Origin of the sequence: Planktothrix prolifica NIVA-CYA 540 (assembly GCF_963864145.1) — a bacterium.
Classification (GTDB): Bacteria; Cyanobacteriota; Cyanobacteriia; order Cyanobacteriales; family Microcoleaceae; genus Planktothrix; species Planktothrix agardhii.
In genome coordinates, this window is sequence record NZ_CAWLTW010000001.1 from 3073457 (window position 1) to 3093611 (window position 20155).

At 38.3% G+C, this 20155-nt stretch carries 16 protein-coding genes; 8 read left to right on the forward strand and 8 right to left on the reverse strand.

The window, feature by feature from the left end; translation table 11 throughout:
• Positions 1-5: 5 nt before the first annotated feature.
• The 3 genes from AC559H_RS13705 to AC559H_RS13715 all read left to right on the forward strand — a co-directional run bounded on the left by AC559H_RS13705 (position 6) and on the right by AC559H_RS13715 (position 3625).
• Positions 6-2006, forward strand: coding sequence for an FAD-dependent oxidoreductase (locus AC559H_RS13705; protein ID WP_026796136.1), 2001 nt, complete (start codon positions 6-8; stop codon positions 2004-2006).
• A gap of 136 nt (positions 2007-2142) precedes the next feature.
• Positions 2143-2805 (forward strand): vWA domain-containing protein, encoded by a 663-nt coding sequence (locus tag AC559H_RS13710; RefSeq protein WP_026785688.1) that lies wholly within the window; start codon positions 2143-2145, stop codon positions 2803-2805.
• Between the two features lie 58 nt (positions 2806-2863).
• Positions 2864-3625 carry a PP2C family serine/threonine-protein phosphatase gene (locus AC559H_RS13715; RefSeq protein WP_026796135.1) on the forward strand — a complete coding sequence of 254 codons (762 nt, stop codon included), beginning with the start codon at positions 2864-2866 and terminating at the stop codon, positions 3623-3625.
• On the opposite strand, the gene AC559H_RS13720 is transcribed toward AC559H_RS13715, so the two are convergent.
• Positions 3622-4446 (reverse strand): Uma2 family endonuclease, encoded by an 825-nt coding sequence (locus AC559H_RS13720; RefSeq protein WP_026796134.1) that lies wholly within the window; start codon positions 4444-4446, stop codon positions 3622-3624. The genes AC559H_RS13715 and AC559H_RS13720 overlap by 4 nt on opposite strands.
• A 185-nt stretch (positions 4447-4631) precedes the next feature.
• Between AC559H_RS13720 and AC559H_RS13725 the strand changes: the two genes are divergently transcribed.
• Positions 4632-6128 carry a UDP-N-acetylmuramoyl-L-alanyl-D-glutamate--2,6-diaminopimelate ligase gene (locus tag AC559H_RS13725; protein ID WP_026796133.1) on the forward strand — a complete coding sequence of 499 codons (1497 nt, stop codon included), beginning with the start codon at positions 4632-4634 and terminating at the stop codon, positions 6126-6128.
• Positions 6129-6325: 197 nt separating this feature from the next.
• Here AC559H_RS13725 and AC559H_RS13730 read toward each other — a convergent pair whose 3' ends face one another.
• Positions 6326-7135, reverse strand: coding sequence for a sulfite exporter TauE/SafE family protein (locus AC559H_RS13730; protein WP_026796132.1), 810 nt, complete (start codon positions 7133-7135; stop codon positions 6326-6328).
• Between the two features lie 30 nt (positions 7136-7165).
• Between AC559H_RS13730 and AC559H_RS13735 the strand changes: the two genes are divergently transcribed.
• The 3 genes from AC559H_RS13735 to clpB all read left to right on the forward strand — a co-directional run bounded on the left by AC559H_RS13735 (position 7166) and on the right by clpB (position 12213).
• Positions 7166-8650, forward strand: coding sequence for a mechanosensitive ion channel domain-containing protein (locus AC559H_RS13735; protein WP_026796131.1), 1485 nt, complete (start codon positions 7166-7168; stop codon positions 8648-8650).
• 395 nt (positions 8651-9045) lie between these two features.
• On the forward strand, positions 9046-9231 hold the full coding sequence (locus tag AC559H_RS13740; protein WP_026796130.1) for a hypothetical protein: 186 nt from the start codon (positions 9046-9048) through the stop codon (positions 9229-9231).
• A 357-nt stretch (positions 9232-9588) separates the two neighbouring features.
• Positions 9589-12213 carry an ATP-dependent chaperone ClpB gene (gene clpB, locus AC559H_RS13745; protein ID WP_026796129.1) on the forward strand — a complete coding sequence of 875 codons (2625 nt, stop codon included), beginning with the start codon at positions 9589-9591 and terminating at the stop codon, positions 12211-12213.
• A gap of 105 nt (positions 12214-12318) precedes the next feature.
• Here clpB and AC559H_RS13750 read toward each other — a convergent pair whose 3' ends face one another.
• Positions 12319-12561 carry a hypothetical protein gene (locus tag AC559H_RS13750; protein WP_026796128.1) on the reverse strand — a complete coding sequence of 81 codons (243 nt, stop codon included), beginning with the start codon at positions 12559-12561 and terminating at the stop codon, positions 12319-12321.
• 183 nt (positions 12562-12744) lie between these two features.
• Between AC559H_RS13750 and AC559H_RS13755 the strand changes: the two genes are divergently transcribed.
• Entirely contained in the window at positions 12745-12945 is a 201-nt protein-coding gene (locus tag AC559H_RS13755; protein ID WP_026796127.1) for a hypothetical protein, read from the forward strand.
• 80 nt (positions 12946-13025) lie between these two features.
• Here AC559H_RS13755 and AC559H_RS13760 read toward each other — a convergent pair whose 3' ends face one another.
• The 5 genes from AC559H_RS13760 to AC559H_RS13780 all read right to left on the reverse strand — a co-directional run.
• Positions 13026-16079: an RNA-directed DNA polymerase gene (locus AC559H_RS13760; protein ID WP_026796126.1), complete on the reverse strand. Its 3054-nt coding sequence runs from the start codon at positions 16077-16079 to the stop codon at positions 13026-13028.
• A complete protein-coding gene (locus AC559H_RS13765; RefSeq protein WP_026796125.1) occupies positions 16069-18528 on the reverse strand; it encodes a 3'-5' exonuclease in 2460 nt (819 codons plus the stop codon). Before AC559H_RS13765 ends, AC559H_RS13760 begins: the two co-directional genes overlap by 11 nt.
• Before the next feature lie 140 nt (positions 18529-18668).
• On the reverse strand, positions 18669-18791 hold the full coding sequence (locus tag AC559H_RS13770) for an NAD(P)-binding domain-containing protein (RefSeq protein WP_148292287.1): 123 nt from the start codon (positions 18789-18791) through the stop codon (positions 18669-18671).
• A 107-nt stretch (positions 18792-18898) separates the two neighbouring features.
• The gene (locus AC559H_RS13775) at positions 18899-19396 is read right to left on the reverse strand and encodes a hypothetical protein (protein WP_026785674.1); all 498 of its coding nucleotides are present in this window, start codon (positions 19394-19396) and stop codon (positions 18899-18901) included.
• Between the two features lie 16 nt (positions 19397-19412).
• A partial coding sequence (locus AC559H_RS13780) for a CAAD domain-containing protein (RefSeq protein WP_052349604.1) occupies positions 19413-20155 on the reverse strand: 743 nt, incomplete at its 5' end.

Here is a 20155-nt window from a genome sequence, read left to right on the forward strand (position 1 = left end):
CTAAAATGATGTCCAAATTCCTGATGGGTTTAATCGTTAGTATCATCTCTTTAAATCCCAGTTTATCCCTGGCTTTAGCAACACCTCCTAGGATTGATCAAAAAGTAGAATGTGATCTATTAGTGGTTGGGGGCGGACTTGCGGGAAGTGCGGCTGCTTATGAAGGGTTACTAGCAGGAAAAACCGTTTGTTTAACCGAAATTACCGACTGGGTTGGGGGACAAATTTCTGCCCAGGGAACCTCCGCCCTTGATGAAAGACCGACCCAAAGATCCCTTTTATTTTATCCGAGAGGGTATTTAGAATTACGAGCAGAAATTGAAAAAAAATATGGGATGCTTAACCCGGGTGCTTGTTGGGTTAGTGAAGCCTGTTTTATGCCAGAAGCTGGGCATGAAATATTATTAAAAATGTTTAAAAAAGCCGAAAAAAAAGGTAAAGGAAAGTTACAGTGGTTTCCCAATACTGTGATTAAAGATATGGCAATTGTTGATAATCAAATTACCGAAGCGATCGCAATTCAACATATTTCTGCCCCGGGACAACCTCAATTAAATACAAAACCTTTATCTACTATTATTGATGATGCTTATGAGTATGAAAATTCACCAAAATTGGATAAAACAATTATTAGATTTATTCCTAAAATAAAAGCTAATCAAGGAGCAGATTGGTATATTATTGAAGCAACAGAAACCGGAGAAATTATTGGCTTAACTAATATTCCCCATCAACTCGGAATTGATCCCCGTTCTTCTCAAGAACCAACGGCATCTAGTATTACAAAAGATCCCTATTGTACTCAAGGATTTACCTATACTTTTGCAATGGAGGCGACTAAAAATCCCCAAATTCATGAAAAACCCCCATTCTATGAACAATATGCTCCCTATTATAGTTATGAATTACCCCGATTAGCCGATTTTAATTTAGTTTATACCTATCGGCGAATTCATAGTATGAATCCCAAAGAAAAACGTTCAGCAAATCCCAGGGAATGGCCGATTTATCCTGGGGATATTGCTATGCAAAATTGGACATGGGGAAATGATTATCGACCCGGAACCTCGGCGGATAATTTAATTTTAAGCCCCGCCCAATTAGCCGAAACTGGTCAACTTGAACCCGGAGGATGGAAGGGAGGTTTAAGAACAGAAACCTTGCGAAAAGGGGAAGAAAATGCTCAAGGTTTTTTCTATTGGTTAGTAGCAGGAACTACAGACTCCCAACTCGGTGAAGGGGTTAAACAAAAATATCCGAATTATCGCTATTTATCGGGTTTAAATTCTCCGATGGGAACCGTTCATGGGTTATCAAAATATCCCTATATCCGAGAAGGGAGACGAATAATTGGTCGTCCTTCTTATGGTCAAAAAGACGGATTTAGGGTATCAGAAATTGATATTTCTCGAAATAACTTTCGTCAAAATTGGTATCCTGAAAATTTAACTCCAGAAACCTATAGACTGCTATGGTTAGAGTTAGGAGGGTTAAACAGTTTACCCGCTTTTTCAGGACAAAAAACCATTGCAGAAATTAAAGCCCGTTCTCGGTCTACAATTTATCCTGATACCGTCGGAATTGGTCATTATGCGATTGATTTTCACCCCTGTTTAACCCTAAGTCCCCCGGAAACTCCAGGGAATACAGAACGCGAAGGAGAACGTCGCGGACAAGGACAAGCTTACCCCTTTCAAATTCCTTTAAGGGCGATGATTCCGCAAAAAATTGATAATCTATTAGTAGCTGGAAAAAGTATCGCCACCAGTCATATTGCGGCGGCGGCTTATCGGGTTCATTCCTTTGAATGGTCTGTTGGGGCGGCGGCGGGAACTACCGCAGCATTTAGCTTAAAAACCGAGATTTTTCCCTATCAATTAGTCGATGATTTACCCTATCGGGAACCAATATTAGAGGAGTTACAACGGTTATTAGAAAGCAATAATAATCCGATTTTATTCCCAGAAACGTCAATTTTTAATCAGTCTTGGGAAGATTGGAAATAATTAATATAAATAAATCCATGTTGTTGGGCTTTAGCCCCAAAAATCTAGGGGCTAAAGCCCAACAACGAAGTTTAAGACAATTATTAGGATATAATGGTGCATATTCTATTGATTGTAAGCAGAACAGATCATAATTATGAGATTAGACGAAGCGGTTGAATTTGCAGAAAATCCTGAACCTCGGTGTCCCTGCGTGTTGTTATTGGATACTTCCGCATCAATGCAAGGAGTTCCCATTGACGCCTTAAACGATGGACTAATGGCGTTTAGAAACGATTTAATTCGGGATGAACTCGCTAAAAAAAGGGTGGAAGTGGCAATTATTTCCTTTGATAATCAAGTTAAAATTGTACAGGATTTCGTTACTGCTGATCAGTTTGAACCACCTTTATTAACCGCCCAAGGTCAAACTTTTATGGGAACTGCTATTAACCAATCTTTAGATTTAGTGGCGGCGAGAAAGTTAGAATATCGTAATAATGGTATTACCTATTATCGTCCTTGGGTATTTATGATTACCGATGGTGAACCTCAAGGAGAAAATGATCGCGTTACAGAAGAAGCAACTCGACGCATTCAAGAGGAAGAATTTAAAAAACAGGTGGCATTTTTTGCCGTTGGAGTTGAAGGGGCAAATCTGGATAAATTAGCTCAAATTGTCCAGAGAACTCCGTTAAAATTGCGGGGTTTAGACTTTAGAGAAATGTTTATTTGGTTATCTACAAGTATGCAAACCGTTTCCCATTCTAAAGTTGATGAACAGGTGGCTTTACCCCCGCCAGGATGGGGAAGTGTTTAAGCAATTATTCATAAGAAATAGGAGTTTTTTATCCGTAGTTAAACTATATAAAATTACAATGAATTTAATGGGTTATTGGCAAGTTGTTGCAGCATCTGTTACCGGAAAAAGTCATGAAAAACACAATATTCCCTGTCAGGATGCCCAAGGTTATAAACGGTTATCTAATAATCAATTAATTTTTGCCGTAGCTGATGGGGCGGGTTCGGCAAAATTAGCGGATTTGGGAGCGAATATTGCGGTTAAAATAGCGTTAGAGACTCTGGAAAAACAGATTAATTCTGTTGATATAGATGTCGTTTGGGAAGATTATTTAAAATTGGCTTTAAACGAGGCTTTAACTGCTATTCAAAACGAATCTGTTACCCAAGAAATAGAAGTTAGGGAATTAGCAACTACTTTAATTATCGGTATAGCTACACCGGAATTAGTCGCCGTTGCTCAAGTGGGAGATGGGGCGATGGTTGTGGAAGATAAAACCGGAAATATTCTGGAATTAACCATACCAACCAGGGGAGAATATCTAAATGAAACTGTATTTTTAATTGCTCCTAATGCTGTTGAAAATGCCCAATTTAACCTCTGGTTAGGACAACCAAAATATTTAGCTGCTTTTTCCGATGGTTTACAAATGTTGGCGTTAAAAATGCCAGAAGGAAAACCCCATCACCCGTTCTTTTCTCCTCTGTTTAAATTTGTAGAAACTATCACAGATGAAACCGATGCTCAAGAACAGTTAATGGGGTTTTTGCGTTCTCCTCGGTTAACACAAAGAACCGATGATGATCTAACATTAATCTTAGCAAGTTTTAACCCTTAATCTAATTCATCTGGGTTAATTCCCATCTGTCGTAAACGTTCTGCTAACCGTTGACTACGTTCGGTTTCTTGCCTTAATAATACTTCCGTTTCTTCTGCTCGTTGGTGTTCGGTTTCTGCTCGTTGATGTTCAGTTTCAGCCCGTTGGTGTTGAGTTTCAGCCCGTTGACGTTCAGTTTCAGCCCGTTGACGTTCAGTTTCTGCTCGTTGACGTTCAGTTTCAGCCCGTTGAATTTCCTGTTCCAACTGTTGGTTGATTTCCACATAAGACAAGAATTTTGCCCCGTCAGGGCGATAGATTTGTAGTTCTGCTTCTGAAACTTCAAAACGAATCCCCAACCGAGGACTAACGCAATTTTCAGAGATTTCAATTACATCTAATCCCCCATCCCCACGCTGCCAACCTTGGAATTGATAATTGTCAGGATTATAAATATAATATTCCTCAACTCCGTAGCGTTCATAAAACACTAATTTCCGTTCCATTTCCGACTTCGTATTCCCCGGAGAAAGAATTTCAAAAACCACTTGCGGGGCAATTCCTTCTTCCTTCCATTGCATATAGGAACCCCGTTTTCCTTTTGGTCTTCCTAATACCACTAAAACATCCGGTGCATTCACAATATGGGGTTTTCCCTCCACCGGATACCAGAACAAATCCCCGGCTATAAATACATTAGGATCATTAGCAAATAACCATTCTAAATTCTGTTCAATTGCTACAATCCAATTAAATTGTTCGGTATTATTTGCCATGGGTTTGCCATCGGTTTCGGGATAGATAATTTCCGTTGGGTTGAGAGTTGTAGGTTGAACAACCATAACTTTAATTAAAATAAAGGAAATGAGGATCGCGGATTTAAGAGGATTTCACGGATTTCACGGATTTTAATCTGTGTTAATCTGCGTAATCCGTTTAATCCGTGATGCGGATTTCACGGATTTTAATCTGTGTTAATCTGCATTAATCTATCATACTATCTACTAAATAACCTATGATGCAGCAGATGAAGCTTAAAGAGTTATTAGCAAAAGTTGGAATATCAATATCTTCCGAGTCTCACCCGGCTTTAGAAGAAGAAGTTAAGGGGTTAACGACGAACTCCATCGCTTGTCAACCGGGGGATTTATTCTTAGGAATGCCCGGAACTCGGGTCGATGGCGGGGAATTTTGGCCCAGTGCGATCGCCTCCGGTGCGGTAGCCGCGATTATTTCCCCAGCCGCCATCGAAAAAACCCAAAACCGCATTACCGCCGAACATCCCTGTATTATTCCTAGCGATAATCTCACCCAAGTCTGCGCCCAAATTGCGACGGCTTTTTATGACCATCCGGCGGAAAAAATGCGCCTGGTAGGGGTTACAGGAACCAATGGGAAGACCACAACCACCCATTTGATTGAATTTATCCTCAGCAATAGTAACCATCCCACAGCCTTACTGGGAACCCTGTACGCCCGTTGGCCAGGATTCCAAGAAACGGCCACCCATACCACCCCCTTCTCCGTTGAATTACAGGGACAACTGGCCCAGGCGGTCGCAGCCGGATGTGAGTTTGGGGCGATGGAGGTGAGTTCCCATGCGTTAGACCAGGGACGGGTTCTCGGTTGTCCGTTTCAAGTGGCCGTGTTCACCAATTTGACCCAAGATCATTTGGACTATCACCCGACGATGGAGGATTATTTTGCCGCCAAAGCGTTATTATTTAGTCCCGAATATCTCAAAGGTCGAGCGATTATTAACGCCGATGATCCTTATGGCCAAAGGTTAATTGAACAATTGGGGGATAGGGCTTGGAGTTATAGCACCAGTGACTCAACGGCTGACCTGTGGGCGGATCAACTTTCCTATCAACCGACGGGGGTTAAGGGTGTTCTCCATACTCCCCAAACAGAGGCGGAATTTTATTTACCTTTGGTCGGCCAATATAATTTATCTAACCTGTTAGCTGCTGTCGGGGCGGGGTTAAGTTTAGGATTAGATTTAACTACCATTGTCGAAAAAACTGCTCAGTTTGAGGGGGTTCCGGGGCGGATGGAAAGGGTACAAATTAGCCCCGATCAGGATATTAGCGTAATTGTGGATTATGCTCACACCCCCGATAGTTTGGAGAATTTACTGAAGGCGTCCCGTCCGTTTATTCCGGGTCGGATGATTTGTGTATTTGGTTGTGGGGGCGATCGCGATCGCACCAAACGGCCGAAAATGGGGAAAATTGGGGCAGAATTAGCCGATATTGCGGTTGTGACTTCAGATAATCCCCGGACGGAAGACCCGGAACAGATTTTAAAAGATGTTTTGGCTGGAATTCCTGACAGGATCAAACCGATTGTAATTGCAGATCGAGCTAAAGCAATTCATACTGCTATTCTGGAGGCTAAACCTGGAGATGGGGTATTAATTGCGGGAAAAGGTCACGAAGATTATCAAATTTTGGGAACTGAAAAAATCTATTTTGATGATCGAGAACAAGCCCGGAATGCTTTAGCTATTCGGATCAAGTAACACCATAAAAATCAACCGAGTCACTAGATGGTCATAAAATTTGTTCTTCTCGTTGTTGCGCTTGGGCGCTCTTAAGCAAGGGCTAAAACAGCGAAAACTAAATTTTAATCGAGCAAATAATTATGACCATCTACTCTCTATAAAACTGAGTTTTTGTGGTATTTTTCCAGAGTCCTGAAACACCCATAAAGAGGTAACTACGAAGATAACCAGGCTTGTTTAAAGATATAAACTGAGATAATAATTAAAAATATTTTAAACATTAAAGTCACGGTTTGATCAGATAATTTTGGTAAAAATCTAGTGCTAATTTGCGCTCCCAATAATCCTCCTAACCCTAAAACAATTCCTGGAATCCATAATACATTCCCTTGAGTTGCGTGTCCAATACAAGCAGAAATAGCGGTAATCATAATCACTCCTAAACTGGTTTGAATAGCAACTTTAATGGTTTCTCCTAATAGTAATATTTGCAAAGGAACCATAATAATTCCTCCACCAACTCCAAATAATCCGGCTAAAATTCCGGCGGAACTTCCGGTTAAAATCCGAGCAAAAACTGGATTAAATGGAATATTAGCCTCAGAATTAATAGTAGATTCAGAGATTTGTTGTTCCTCTAGTTGTTTTTTCTTTGCTGTTATTTGTTTACGAACTTCTACTAAATAAACATTTAATAATAATAAGCAGCCAAATAAAAATAATAATAATTTCTGGGAAAATATTCCCGCTAAAAATACCCCTATTTGTGCCGTTAATACCGAAGGAAATCCAATTCCAATTACTTTATTTAAACTCAGATATCCCATGCGCCAATTTTGAAAACTTCCAGAAATAGCCGTAATTACAATGGATAAACTACTTGTAGCCACCGCTTGAATAGGTGTATATCCTAATGCGACTAATAAGGGTACTAAAACCGTCCCACCCCCAATTCCTAAAAATCCTGCTAAAATTCCAGCAACTAATCCTCCACCTGCTAAAATAATTAATTGAAATGTAGTCATTTTGTTTTTTTGTAATAGATAACCATAATTATGACAATTCTTCAGAAAATTATACAATTTTTATATAGAATTTTCACCCAACCCATTAGAGTCGGTGAAATCACAATTTCGGTTAGTTTAATTATTACGGTAATTATATCACTATTAGTCGTTATTTTCTTCGCTAGATTAGTGACAAACTGGCTACGGGATAAATTATTGATCAAATGGGGATTTGATGAAGGAAGTCGAGAAGCGATCGCAACAATCTTTTATTATTTTATCATCTCATTAGGGTTTATTATTGTTCCTCAAGCCTGCGGTTTAGATATTCGATCTTTAGCGTTTTTAGCCGGGGGTTTAGGAATTGGAATTGGGTTAGGATTTCAAGGATTATTCCAGAATTTTGTCAGTGGATTAATCCTGCTAATTGAACGTCCGGTCAAAGTAGGAGATTATGTTGAAATTGATAATTTGGAAGGAAATATTAAAAAAATATCAATTCGCGCTACAACAATTTTAACCAATGATGGAATCTCAATTATTGTCCCCAATCAAAGTTTAGTTAATGCTAATATTATTAACTGGAGTTATGGAAATATTAATAGTAGAATTCATATTAAAGTTCCCGTAGCTTATGGAAGTGATCCGGTGTTAGTTACAGAAGTTTTATTAACCGTTGCTCGTCAAGAATCTAGGGTTTTATCCTATCCCGCTCCTCAAGTTTGGTTAAGAAATTTTGGAGATGATTGTATTAACTTTGAACTCTTAGTTTGGATTGATCAACCCAAAGCCAGACTTCCGATTCAAAGTGCTTTAAACTATATGATTGAAAATGCTTTTAAAAAAAACAATATTACTATTCCCCTCCCCCAAAGAGATTTATGGATTAAAAACCCCGAAGCTCTAAGAATGATTTTCAATTCCCATCCAACTGCTGTTAATTCTGAGGTTGAAACCCAATCTTTTCCGATTCAAACCATTGAAAATTCTCAAGGGTTAGAACTAGAATCTATCAATCATATATCTCTACGAGATTTATTAAGAAAAGTTGTTTATTTTGAACAGTTAACCGAACTGGAAATATTAGGATTAATTGAACAAGGTTATCGAGAAACTGTTGTTTCTGGAGCCTTTATTTTCCATGAAGGAGATCCAGGGGATGCGTTTCATATTATTCTTTCAGGTTCCGTAGAAATTCTATCAGAAAAACTCGATAAACAGATTAGAAATTTACAAGCGGGAGACTTCTTTGGGGAACTAGCTTTAATTATGGGAATCCCCCGCACGGCGGCGGTTAGAACCTTAGAAACAACAATTTTATTTGTGGTAGATAGAAATGTATTTCATTATTTTTTATCTAAATATCCCCAAGTCGCGGATCAAATTGCAGAAAAATTAGTTGAACGCAAACAAGAATTAATTGAACGTCAACAACTATTAAGAGAAATGGGAGTATTAGCGGAAGAAGAAGATTTAGAGATCAATCCTCTGGTCTGGATCAGGGAGCGCATGAAATCACTATTTGGAATTTAAAAGTAAAAATAATATTAATTAATTTTTAGGCAATTTTATGGATACTTTCCCTATAGTGATATAGCAGGGAACAGCCCCCGCCCGTGCACGGGGGGCTAGGGGGGAGGGAACACCAGGGGGGAAACACTTTACCGTCTGGGTTCCAAGATCCGTCTGGTGTCTTAACTGCCTTGGCGGTTGCTATAAAAGAGGGATCACTTTTTGTTGCTCCATCAGATCAGTAAAATTACGCAAATTTGCGAAAAAGTGCGATCTTACCGAATTATTTTTCCGAATAAATACTGTTTTTTTTCAAGAGAACCCTGATAGAATCAAGCCAAATCTGATGAACAGTAGTATTAATAAAATAATTTCCTACTGTTCATCAATATCCCCATTTTTGGTTAAAAATTTCCATGTTAAGACAATCTGATGTAGCTCGAATGTTAGGAGTTTCTCATCAACGGGTCTCTCAATTAAGACTTAGACATCGTATTGAGTTTACCTGGAATCGGAACTTAAAAACCTGGGTCACAACGATCGCCGAAGTTGAATATTTTCTAGCCCGTCGAACCGAGCGTTCTACTATAATTAAAAATTAGGAACTATTCTTAATCTATAGCCGAAAATCGGGAATAATGGGATTGTAATAGCTTTTCAGCCCAAAAAAGTCTAAATTAGCTTAATAAGCTGAGAATATGTCCCAATTTCCCGATATTAATTTCCATTAAACCTTCAGATTTTAAGATTAACTGTTATATTTTTTTCTCTTGGTGAGACTTCCGAACACCTAACACCTAATTTTCGGTGAACCGTACTAAAAAAGTCGTGAAAATAAGATAAACTACTTTAATAGAGTTGGGTATAGTAAAAAAGTGTTATAGGAAATCTTTAACTTAGAACCTTCCTAATATTGTTAATTTTCGATCAATTAATTACCATTAAAGTAGAGGATAAATATGCAACCTACCGATCCGAATAAGTTTACAGAAAAAACCTGGGAAGCCTTAGCCCGGACTCCCGATCTGGTCAAACAATCCCAACAGCAACAAATTGAAACTGAACACTTGATGAAAGCGTTGCTGGAACAGGAAGGATTAACTAAAAATATCCTGAGTAAAGCGGGAATATCCGTTGGTCAGTTTCGAGAAAAAACTGATAGCTTTATTAATCGTCAACCTAAAATAACTGGGACAATTGCTAATGTTTATTTAGGTCGAAGTTTAGACACTCTGCTGGATAAAGCCGAAGCCTATCGTCAAGAATACAAAGATGAGTTTATTTCGGTTGAACATCTATTTTTAGCTTATCCTAAAGATGATCGCTTTGGCAAGGCTTTATTTCAAGAATTTCACTTAGATGAAACCAAACTCAAATCAATTATTACTCAAATCAGAGGAAACAATAAAGTGACTGATCAAACACCCGAAAACAAATATGAATCCCTAGAAAAATATGGTCGAGATTTAACCGAAGCCGCCCGCCAAGGAAAACTTGATCCGGTAATTGGACGAGATGATGAAATTCGTCGGACTATACAAATTTTAAGCCGCAGAACTAAAAATAATCCGGTATTAATTGGGGAGCCAGGTGTGGGTAAAACTGCGATCGCTGAAGGACTCGCCCAACGAATTATTGCTGGAGATGTGCCTCAATCTTTGCAAGAAAGACGGTTAATTGCCTTAGATATGGGGGCGTTAATTGCCGGGGCAAAATTCCGAGGGGAATTTGAAGAACGCTTAAAAGCGGTATTAAAAGAAGTTACCGATTCTAACGGCGCAATTATTCTATTTATTGATGAAATTCATACCGTTGTGGGGGCGGGTGCAACCCAAGGAGCGATGGATGCAGGGAACCTTTTAAAACCTATGTTAGCCCGGGGAGAATTGCGCTGTATTGGGGCAACAACCCTAGACGAATATCGCAAGTATCTTGAAAAAGATCCCGCCTTAGAACGACGTTTTCAGCAGGTTTATGTTGATCAACCCACCGTTGAAGATACTATCTCAATTTTACGCGGATTAAAAGAACGTTATGAAGTGCATCATGGGGTGAAAATTTCCGATAGTGCCTTAGTCGCGGCGGCGGTCTTATCAACTCGATATATTAGCGATCGCTTTTTACCCGATAAAGCCATTGATTTAGTCGATGAATCTGCGGCTAAATTAAAGATGGAAATTACATCTAAACCAGAACAATTAGATGAAATTGATCGGCGAATTTTGCAATTAGAAATGGAACGTTTATCGCTCAAAAAAGAAAGCGATGCTGCATCTTTAGAACGTTTAGAACGGATAGAAACGGAATTAGGAACCTTAAAACAAGAACAACAAAGCCTGAGTTCCCAATGGCAATCTGAGAAAAAAGTGATTACTGATATTCAATCGATCAAAGAAGAAATTGATCGGGTTAATATTGAAATTCAGCAAGCCGAACGTAACTATGATTTAAACCGAGCGGCGGAATTAAAATATGGGAAAATGGAAGAACTCAAGAAAAAACTTAAAGCCATAGAAGCCCAATTAGAGAATACTCAAATTAGTGGCAAAACCCTATTGCGGGAGGAAGTCACCGAAGCCGATATTGCGGAAATTATCTCAAAATGGACAGGAATTCCGATTAGTAAATTAGTCGAGTCGGAAATGCAAAAACTTCTAACTTTAGAAGATGAATTACATCACCGAGTTATCGGTCAAGATGAAGCAGTAACGGCCGTTGCTGATGCCATTCAACGGTCAAGAGCGGGGTTATCTGATCCCAACCGTCCCGTCGCCAGTTTCATCTTTCTCGGCCCCACAGGAGTCGGGAAAACGGAGTTAGCAAAAGCCTTGGCTTCCTATTTATTTGATACCGAAGAAGCGATGGTGCGAATTGATATGTCGGAATACATGGAAAAACACGCGGTTTCCCGTTTAATTGGGGCGCCTCCGGGGTATGTTGGTTATGATGAAGGAGGGCAATTAACCGAAGCAATTCGTCGCCGTCCTTACACGGTAATTCTGTTTGATGAAATCGAAAAAGCCCATCCCGATGTGTTTAATATAATGTTGCAAATCCTTGATGATGGGCGGGTTACGGATGCACAGGGTCATACTGTTGATTTCAAAAATAGCATTATTATTATGACCAGTAATGTGGGTTCACAGTATATTTTAGATGTATCGGGTTCTGATTCCCAATATGAAGAAATGCGGAGTCGGGTATTAGAAGCAATGCGGGCAAGTTTCCGACCGGAATTTCTGAACCGAATTGATGAAATGATCATTTTCCATGCCTTACAAAAATCCGAATTGCGACAAATTGTTTGTCTGCAAGTTGAACGTTTATCGAAACGTTTAGTCGAACGGAAAATGACGTTAAAATTATCGGATTCTGCCTTAGATTTCTTAGCAGAAGTCGGTTATGATCCGGTGTATGGTGCTCGGCCGTTAAAACGGGCAATTCAACGGGAATTAGAAACACCTATTGCTAAGGCAATTCTTCGCAGTGAATTTGTGAATGGAGATACAATTTTTGTGGATATCGAAAACGAACGATTAGTTTTTAAACGTTTACCCCTGGAATTGTTAACTGTTCAAGAGTGATAAATTGATCTTTTTTTCTTACCTCTTACCTGATCGGTAAGGGGTATTTTATATCAGTAACTAGAACAAGAAACTAGGTTTCTCAAAAATTTTTTGTCTAAATTGCTAATAGTCCATTGGTTGTGCTTGTCCTTGAGCAATTTGTTGTTTTGCCAGTTTTGCTGCTGCGACTAACTTGCTTTGGTTTTTTTGAAAAGATTGATCCCACTGCAATTCATCTTCAAAATCGGCGTTTTTATTTTTTATATCTCTAATATATTTTCGTAAATGCTCAATAAGCTGTTGCTGTTGAGCATCTGTAAGAGATTCTATGATTTTAACAACGGTTGCTATATTTTCTCTTGACATTGTTGCTTCGGGTGGTACTCATTAATTAGAATATTTGGATTATAACACCGATTAAATTTGGAAAGAGAAACCGGGTTTCTGAACATCTGCATTGGTACAACGTTGGAGATTTAATCTATTCCCTATTGGATGAATAGTGGTACAATTAGCTATATTCCTAATTACTGAATTTACTTTAAGTATATGAGTAATTTGCAGGAGATTGAAAGTGCTGTCAGTCAATTAACGAAAGAGGAACTAGCCGCTTTCCGGGTGTGGTTTGCAGAATTTGATGCAGAAATATGGGATCGGCAATTTGAAGAAGATGTTGCAGCAGGTCGGCTCGATGGGCTGGCTAAACAAGCACTGCAACACCTACGGGAAGGACGTTGTACCGATCCGTGAAATATCGTGCAACCCCCGATTTCTGGTATTACTATCGACAGTTACCGAATGAGATTAAAGAACTAGCTGATCGTACTTCTTTAAGTCAATGGATCTTCCTCACTATCCGCTGAACCCCGACCACTATAGTAATTTTCCCGAAGAATTTTAAGCTCTGGCAAGTCAAATATTTCAGATGTATTACCTTGAAGGGCAATATCTCGTGCTTCAACAAGCATAGGATCGTTTACATTAACAGAGAATTCTTGTACTGCATTTGGCTCAAACTCTCCCAAGATTAAGAGATAGTTCTTCTCTAATCTGCTCGGTGGAGCAGGTATAGCTCGCAGAGCATTTTTAACTGCCTCAATATGACGGTTCTGTTTAAACTCGCTATATTTATGACCTAAATATAGCCAAGTTTCAGTTGCCATAAGCTTTTCAGCAACGGTAACTGATTCACCTGAAATTGTGGCAAATTCAACTATTACTTCCCATTCCTGAGCATCAATATTAGGCAAAAATCTCATTGCTCTAATCGTTATTGCCTTCATGTACTCAACTGATTGCTGGGAATTTTGATAATATGTAAGTAAACTTCTTACCTCAGCAAGAAAACCCTGCCTTGCTATATTTTCTAGCACACTTAATGGATCTCGAATAACCCAAAAAGACTCCCGTAAAATTTCCATCAGGGCTGGAAGTATATCCTCAAGTCCTAATACAGAAAGTCTATTCAAAGCAAAACGGATATATCTTTGAAGTTTCCGTACTTCATTGAAATTATTACCATTGTATTTGCGTAATTCTTCCCAACTATTATTAAATAGATCAATCAGTTCTTTACGCAATTTATTTCTGTTTTCATTCCACTCGTTGTTAGAGCTTGTGAAACAAGCAGCCCATTGGAGGATTACATCAAAGGATTCACTATCTGGGGTTCGTGTAGATTTCAATTCTCCTTCTAAACCAAAAATTTCTTTTTGTTTTACTAAATCTCTTTCTCGGCTTTTTTGACTAAATAAATATTTGTATATTTTTCGGCTAAGTTCCCGATCTTGTGTATAAATCCTTATGGATTTTAGGCATTGTTGATAGCATTTAATATAGTGCCACCATAGTTGATCATTATGATGTGAACTTGCTAAAATGGCTCTATGTTCTGAGTTCAGAATCCACAGTAGATAAATAATACCGTTAAAACGTTCACTCAGTTTTTCTAATAAAGTATCATCTTCAGACTGATCTAAAAATTCAGACATTTTGTAAATTCTGTCTGTTTTACCCTCATTAAGATTCAAGCCAAGTTTCTGTAACTCTTCATTAAGAACATTTTCAATTTGAGTCATATCATCTGGATTTGGGATGACAAAAATCATGTCATCTACATAGCGATGAAACTCCACTGCCCACTGATTACCATGTCCAAATTTTACATCTATTGGGGTCAAATAGATATTTGCATAGAAACCAGAGCCAATGCTACCTTGTGTTATTCCTTGTCCCACCTCATGTTCATTAATATTCTTAGAAAGTAATAGTCGAATCAGCCAACGTATCCGTTGACTTTCTGTTAGTTCTTTAGACAGTTCATTACATAATTGAGATTGGATAATTCTCGTGTAAAATGATTCAATATCTACCCTGATAATTGCTCCATTAGGATAGTTTTTTGCACTAGCACGCGCTTTTTTCATGTAATAACAATAGGCACTAAACCAATATTCATAAAGATACTCTGTATCTCTTTTTCCATTAGAAATTCTATAAGCATAGCTACTTCCTCTAAGTTTAGAAGATCTATCGCCTAAATTCTGAACTATTGCTACCGATAAAATTTCTTCTTCAAAACGTGAAAGCCCTCTTGGACGAGTAGTTGAATTATTCTTTGGGAATTTATAACAAATCATCTCATTAGTCAAGGCTACATCATTGGCATAAGCATATAATTGCTTTTGCAAAACATCTAATCTATGATCTATATTCATGTCAAATAAGCGGATTTCAGTCTCATCATATAGCGATTCACCCCGAAGATTATGCTGTGCTTTTGCCCAAGCTGACCTGAGATTTTCTAAACTTATAACCGCATTCCAATCTTTATCTTCTGTTAAGTCAGCACTAATTATTCTTTGAAAATCAGCATAAAAGTCTGTATCGTAGCTTATTCTATTTTTATCCCTCCAATAACTATTGTAAGGGTTATCATAAAAAACATGATAGTTGCCTGCGGCAATTTGCTCAATTATATGACGGTTGCCAACAATTTGATTAAGAGCATCTGCCATTTCTTTTATTCTTTCTTCTAAAGTTTTTGTGCTATCTGTGCCAATTTGCACATACTTTTCTATATTTTTAGTTCCAATTGTCAGAATGTGCATCACATCAATTGGAACATCTTCGACAAGCCTTCTATAAGCGTCTGCTTCCGCTTCTCCAAATACCTCCTTCCCTTCCGTGATTGAATCATCTATTGGAATCCCAAGCTTTCTGAGTTGCTCATAATCTTTTTGTTGATCTCTATAATTCTGACTTAGAGGAGAAATAACGTTAAGCTGCATTACCAACACATTAGAAAACGGAACTTGACGTAATAAAGCCTCCTTTTTTAAATAATTGTTTATATCACCAGTAGCTTTAGGAAAGCCATGACAAATAATTTTAAAATCTAAGTTTATGGAATCAGAGCTATAATTTTTTATGCTTGACATTAGCTGGTGATAAAGACCTATTGCATATACGCTTGGATCAATGCCAATAAAAAGTACATCAACTTTATTTGTGATTTTCCCTCTTTCTTTCAGTTGAAGAATTGCTTCTAAAAAAGCAGCAGAGCCTGCTCCTGCTCCACAGCCTACATCTAATACACACATCCTTTGTTTGTGTCTCAGCCAATCTTCTAGCTTGTCTTCTCCAACAATGTTCTCTAAAGTATGAGCAGCCTTAAAATAGTGTGATGGAAAAAGATAATAATATTGAAAAGCTGTATGTTTCCAATCTTCCTTATGAAGAATATCTTTCCATTGACCACGAGGGTCTATTTTTTTATAACCATTGGCCTCTGGAACCGTCTTATTAAGCCACTGATGTACGGCAGTATAGGCATCTGCAATAAAAGGATGAAAACTACGATAGTTAGGTGTGTTATTGGTCATTGATATATTCTTTGGGTATTTGGTTAATAAATTCACTACGAGACTTTGAAAAATCTTTAGAATCTTTTGAGTAAGCTGAGATAAATAGCCTTTGTTTTGCCCTCGTCATTGCCACATAAAATAATCGTCTCTCCTCCTCTAAATTATTATCACGAACACTAAAATAACTGGGAAACTCATTCTCTGTCACTCCAGCAATGAAAACACTATCAAACTCCAAACCTTTGGACTGATGTACAGTAATAATCGGAACTTGATTGTCATTTTGGGAGACTTGATCTAAATTTTTAGCAAGTGCAGTAAACTCAATGATGCTGCGTAAAGCCGTATCAGGGTGTAAATTGAGATCGTCCTTTTCTCGAAAAAGCTGCACCAGCCTAAAAATATTTTGCTGTCGCTTTTCCTCTGATTGATAATAGCCGTAAAGTCCAGAATCCACAATTAGCCGATCTAGTAATTCCCAAGGGCGCATAGTTTGACTAGCATCGCGCCAGTTATCTATTTGTTCAGCAAGTCCTTCAAATTCTTCTCCATAACGATACACCAATGCTTGACGATAATCTACTCTACGCTCAACAAGTGGAATTAACACTGCTAACAAGTCAATTGTAGTTAGCACATCATCCATTGCTTTATGAGTAGGCAGGTGTGCAAGATTCAAAAGTTCTGCTAATGTTTCTAATTTGTAATTTTCAGATTTAATAAAACGATTTGATATGTCCAAAGTATCCTGGTATTTAAGTTGTGGTGCGATTATGCCAGCTTTTTGAGATTGGGCAGTCACCATTTTGATGTCAAAACCTACATTATGTCCAACCAACATGGCATTACCAACAAACTCGAAGAATTCATAAAAAATATCTTTGGCAAGTTTACCATTTTCTGCTAGGAAGATATCACTATGTCCATGTATTCGCTCTGAATCCCTGACACTAACAGTATTTTTAATATAAGCATGGAAATCATCTTGATGTTTCCCATTCACCAAACGGATAGCAGCAATTTCTACAACCTCATCTTGACTAACTGATAATCCCGTTGTTTCGACATCAAAGACAACTATTGTACTGGATGAATAGGCTTTTAGTAGTTCACTAAATGGATCACCATTAATAAAAGTTTGGCTCAATGCCATATCTGTTAAGCTAAAACCACAAGCCTTTCCATCATCAATTACACCCTTAATAGTTGCCTCACCAATACCGCGACTTGGACGGAGAAGTATTCGACGCATTGAACCTGTATCAAATGGGTTTAAAATCAAGCGTAAATAAGCAAGCGTATCTTTAACTTCTTGCCGCATAAAAAATTGAAATCGCTCAACTGTAACACAGGGAATATTCATGCTATCCAATATTTTACTAACGACTTCTGTACGTTTATGATTGCGGGCAAGAATTGCTACTCGACTATAGAGAAAATCCTTTTGACTACCTGCTAATTTCTGGATTTGTCTACCAATCCACTCTGCTTCTGCTTGTTCATTTCTGGCTAAATGGACTTGAATCAATTCCCCTAATTCACAATTAGGTGCAGGTGTAATCTTAGTTTTTCGATTTTCAAAGGAATCTGCGAACCCAGAAGCAGCATTTAAAAGCGTTTGTGTGGCTCTATAATTCCATGTTAATGAATATTTTGTAGGATTAAAATCGCTTTTGAATTGGGCAATTACATTATCTGGTTCAGAGCCTCTCCACTCATAAATAGTCTGATCTAAATCCCCAATCATCGCTAGATTGCCACTTTTAGATGCCAAATGTTTAACTATACTGTACTCAGAAAGATGAGTATCTTGAACTTCATCAACTTGCATAAAATCAAATTGATTTGCCCAACGTTCACTCATTTCAGGTTCCCAATACAACATCCCCCGAAGATAAAACACCAGATCGGCAAAGTCTAAAGCATGACGTTTTTGTAAGACAATTTGATACTTAGCAGCATATTTAGCCCACTTAGCTCCCATTGGAGCATACAATTTTTCTAATGAATAGTTTAGGGATAACTCGACTTCTTTAGCTTGTATTTTACACTTAGCTAAATCAGCGAATAAATCTTTGGCTTCCTGATCATCAGATAAATCAAAAATTTCCTTGACTAATTCTCTACAATCTGAATCATCATAAATGATAAAATCTGCTGGCAACCCAAGCGGACGAGCCTCAATTCTTAATATAGAGGTACACAAACCATGAAAGGTTTTAATTGTCAGATTAGGAAATTGTTCTGGACAATATTGAGAGAGTCGCTCTCTCATTTCCAGAGCCGCGCGATTCGTAAACGTTAGACAGAGAATTTTTTCAGGAGAGATACCCCCATTTATGGCAGATAGAACTCGCTCTACTAAAACACGAGTTTTGCCTGTACCAACTGGGGCTAGTACCAAAATTGCCCCTTTTATGTGACTAGCGATCGCATTTTGTTCAGAGTTGAGTTCATTTGTATTCATACTGATCAAGGCATTTAGACTATTTGACAGGTGCTAATTTAACAGGAACAGAAATGAAAAAAATAATATGTGTGATGTTATTCTAGCAGATGGAACGAAAGCCCAAGGAAATTTTCGTCGTTAGATTGCAATTAATTGATTTAAGGCGAACCGACCATGATTTGTAATGTCCCCGATTTTGCTTCGGGAATACTCCCCAAAACAGGCACTTCTAAATATTTTTCCCCGGCTTTAATAATTTCTTTACCGATAACGAGAACAATAAACTAGGTTTTTCAAAAAACTTTTGTCCAGTATTTACTCTATTTCCTAATCTTGAATTTACCCAAAAAATACTTCTTTTTCCAGTGTTCCCTTTTTGCTTTTCTAACTATTTTTTATCCGTAATTGAAATCACATAGGGGTGATAAGCATTAGTTTTATAAGACCCTACCCAAATTTCATATTTTCCCGATAACCATTGACCCTCAATATTAGGATTCATGTCTTTACCATCATCATTACACCAACTTCCCCCCGGCCCTCGAATCACTAAAACTGTATCTTCGCTACTTTGGACTTGAAGTTGTAAATAATCAAAAAAAGTGGTTAAAATTATCGTATGATCGGGTTTTTGATCCACATAACCTTGACAAGTTCCGGTTTCGGTTTGTTCTCGTCCGGTGATATCCTTGGCTAAAGTTGGCCCTCCACTTAATCCGCGAATCAGCAGGGGGTTAGGGCTGAATTGAGGACTGAGGGTAATATTTTCAAACATGGGGGTCGATGCGCCGTTAAACGGTTGAGCTTCAACTGAACGAGACAGTAATAACCCAACCGTCACCATCACAACGCCCAATGCTAAGTTTTTGAGAGTGGCATTAGTCATTGTTAGAACTATTTTATTATGATTTTTTACCCAGGATTTCTTCTTTGAGGGTATTAAAATCTGCACTGATTTCTTTACGATTATCTGCTTTGAGGAGATAACGATAAATAAACCAAGCTGAATATCCTAAACCAACGGTTTCAAAAGTGGGTTTAATTAGAGGAATTTCATTAATAATTTCTACTAATCCCACTAAAATCTTGAAGGTGATCAAGAAGGCAACAATTAAACCGACCGTGGTTAAAGGACGTTTGTAATCTTTAAAGAAACTTCCTAAATTTTCGGGAAGTTCGGATAAAAATGCGATAATTTCTTCTTTCATAGGTTGTACAGATTGGTTAACAGAATCATAGGAGAAAGTTGTGGGAGAATCAATCACCACTTCAACTTTACTAGCACTGGTCGGTTCAGCATTGAATAAAATTTCCGTTGCTAAAGTATTAACCCATTTCGGTTGATCTTCAACTAAAGGTTCCGGTGTGGGTTCTTCGACGACAACGGCAGGTTTTTCCTCTACAAGAGGAGGTTCTTCTGCTATAGTTTGTTCCACAATCGGTTCCGGCGTGGGTTCTTCCTCAACTACGGGAATTTCCACAATTGCCACAGGTTCGGGTTCCGGCGTTTCCACAACTACGGGAATTTCCACAATTGCCACAGGTTCGGGTTCCGGCGTTTCTGCAACTACGGGAATTTCCACAATTACCACAGGTTCGGGTTCCGGCGTTTCTGCAACTACGGGAATTTCCACAATTGCCACAG

Coding starts and splice junctions, on each gene's coding strand:
- AC559H_RS13725 (WP_026796133.1), top strand. CDS start 4,632: ATGAAGCTTAAAGAGTTATTAGCAAAAGTTGGAATATCAATATCTTCC.
- AC559H_RS13730 (WP_026796132.1), bottom strand. CDS start 7,135: ATGACTACATTTCAATTAATTATTTTAGCAGGTGGAGGATTAGTTGCT.
- AC559H_RS13750 (WP_026796128.1), bottom strand. CDS start 12,561: ATGTCAAGAGAAAATATAGCAACCGTTGTTAAAATCATAGAATCTCTT.
- AC559H_RS13720 (WP_026796134.1), bottom strand. CDS start 4,446: ATGGTTGTTCAACCTACAACTCTCAACCCAACGGAAATTATCTATCCC.
- clpB (WP_026796129.1), top strand. CDS start 9,589: ATGCAACCTACCGATCCGAATAAGTTTACAGAAAAAACCTGGGAAGCC.
- AC559H_RS13765 (WP_026796125.1), bottom strand. CDS start 18,528: ATGAATACAAATGAACTCAACTCTGAACAAAATGCGATCGCTAGTCAC.
- AC559H_RS13775 (WP_026785674.1), bottom strand. CDS start 19,396: ATGACTAATGCCACTCTCAAAAACTTAGCATTGGGCGTTGTGATGGTG.
- AC559H_RS13755 (WP_026796127.1), top strand. CDS start 12,745: ATGAGTAATTTGCAGGAGATTGAAAGTGCTGTCAGTCAATTAACGAAA.
- AC559H_RS13735 (WP_026796131.1), top strand. CDS start 7,166: ATGACAATTCTTCAGAAAATTATACAATTTTTATATAGAATTTTCACC.
- AC559H_RS13740 (WP_026796130.1), top strand. CDS start 9,046: ATGTTAAGACAATCTGATGTAGCTCGAATGTTAGGAGTTTCTCATCAA.
- AC559H_RS13705 (WP_026796136.1), top strand. CDS start 6: ATGATGTCCAAATTCCTGATGGGTTTAATCGTTAGTATCATCTCTTTA.
- AC559H_RS13715 (WP_026796135.1), top strand. CDS start 2,864: ATGAATTTAATGGGTTATTGGCAAGTTGTTGCAGCATCTGTTACCGGA.
- AC559H_RS13760 (WP_026796126.1), bottom strand. CDS start 16,079: ATGACCAATAACACACCTAACTATCGTAGTTTTCATCCTTTTATTGCA.
- AC559H_RS13710 (WP_026785688.1), top strand. CDS start 2,143: ATGAGATTAGACGAAGCGGTTGAATTTGCAGAAAATCCTGAACCTCGG.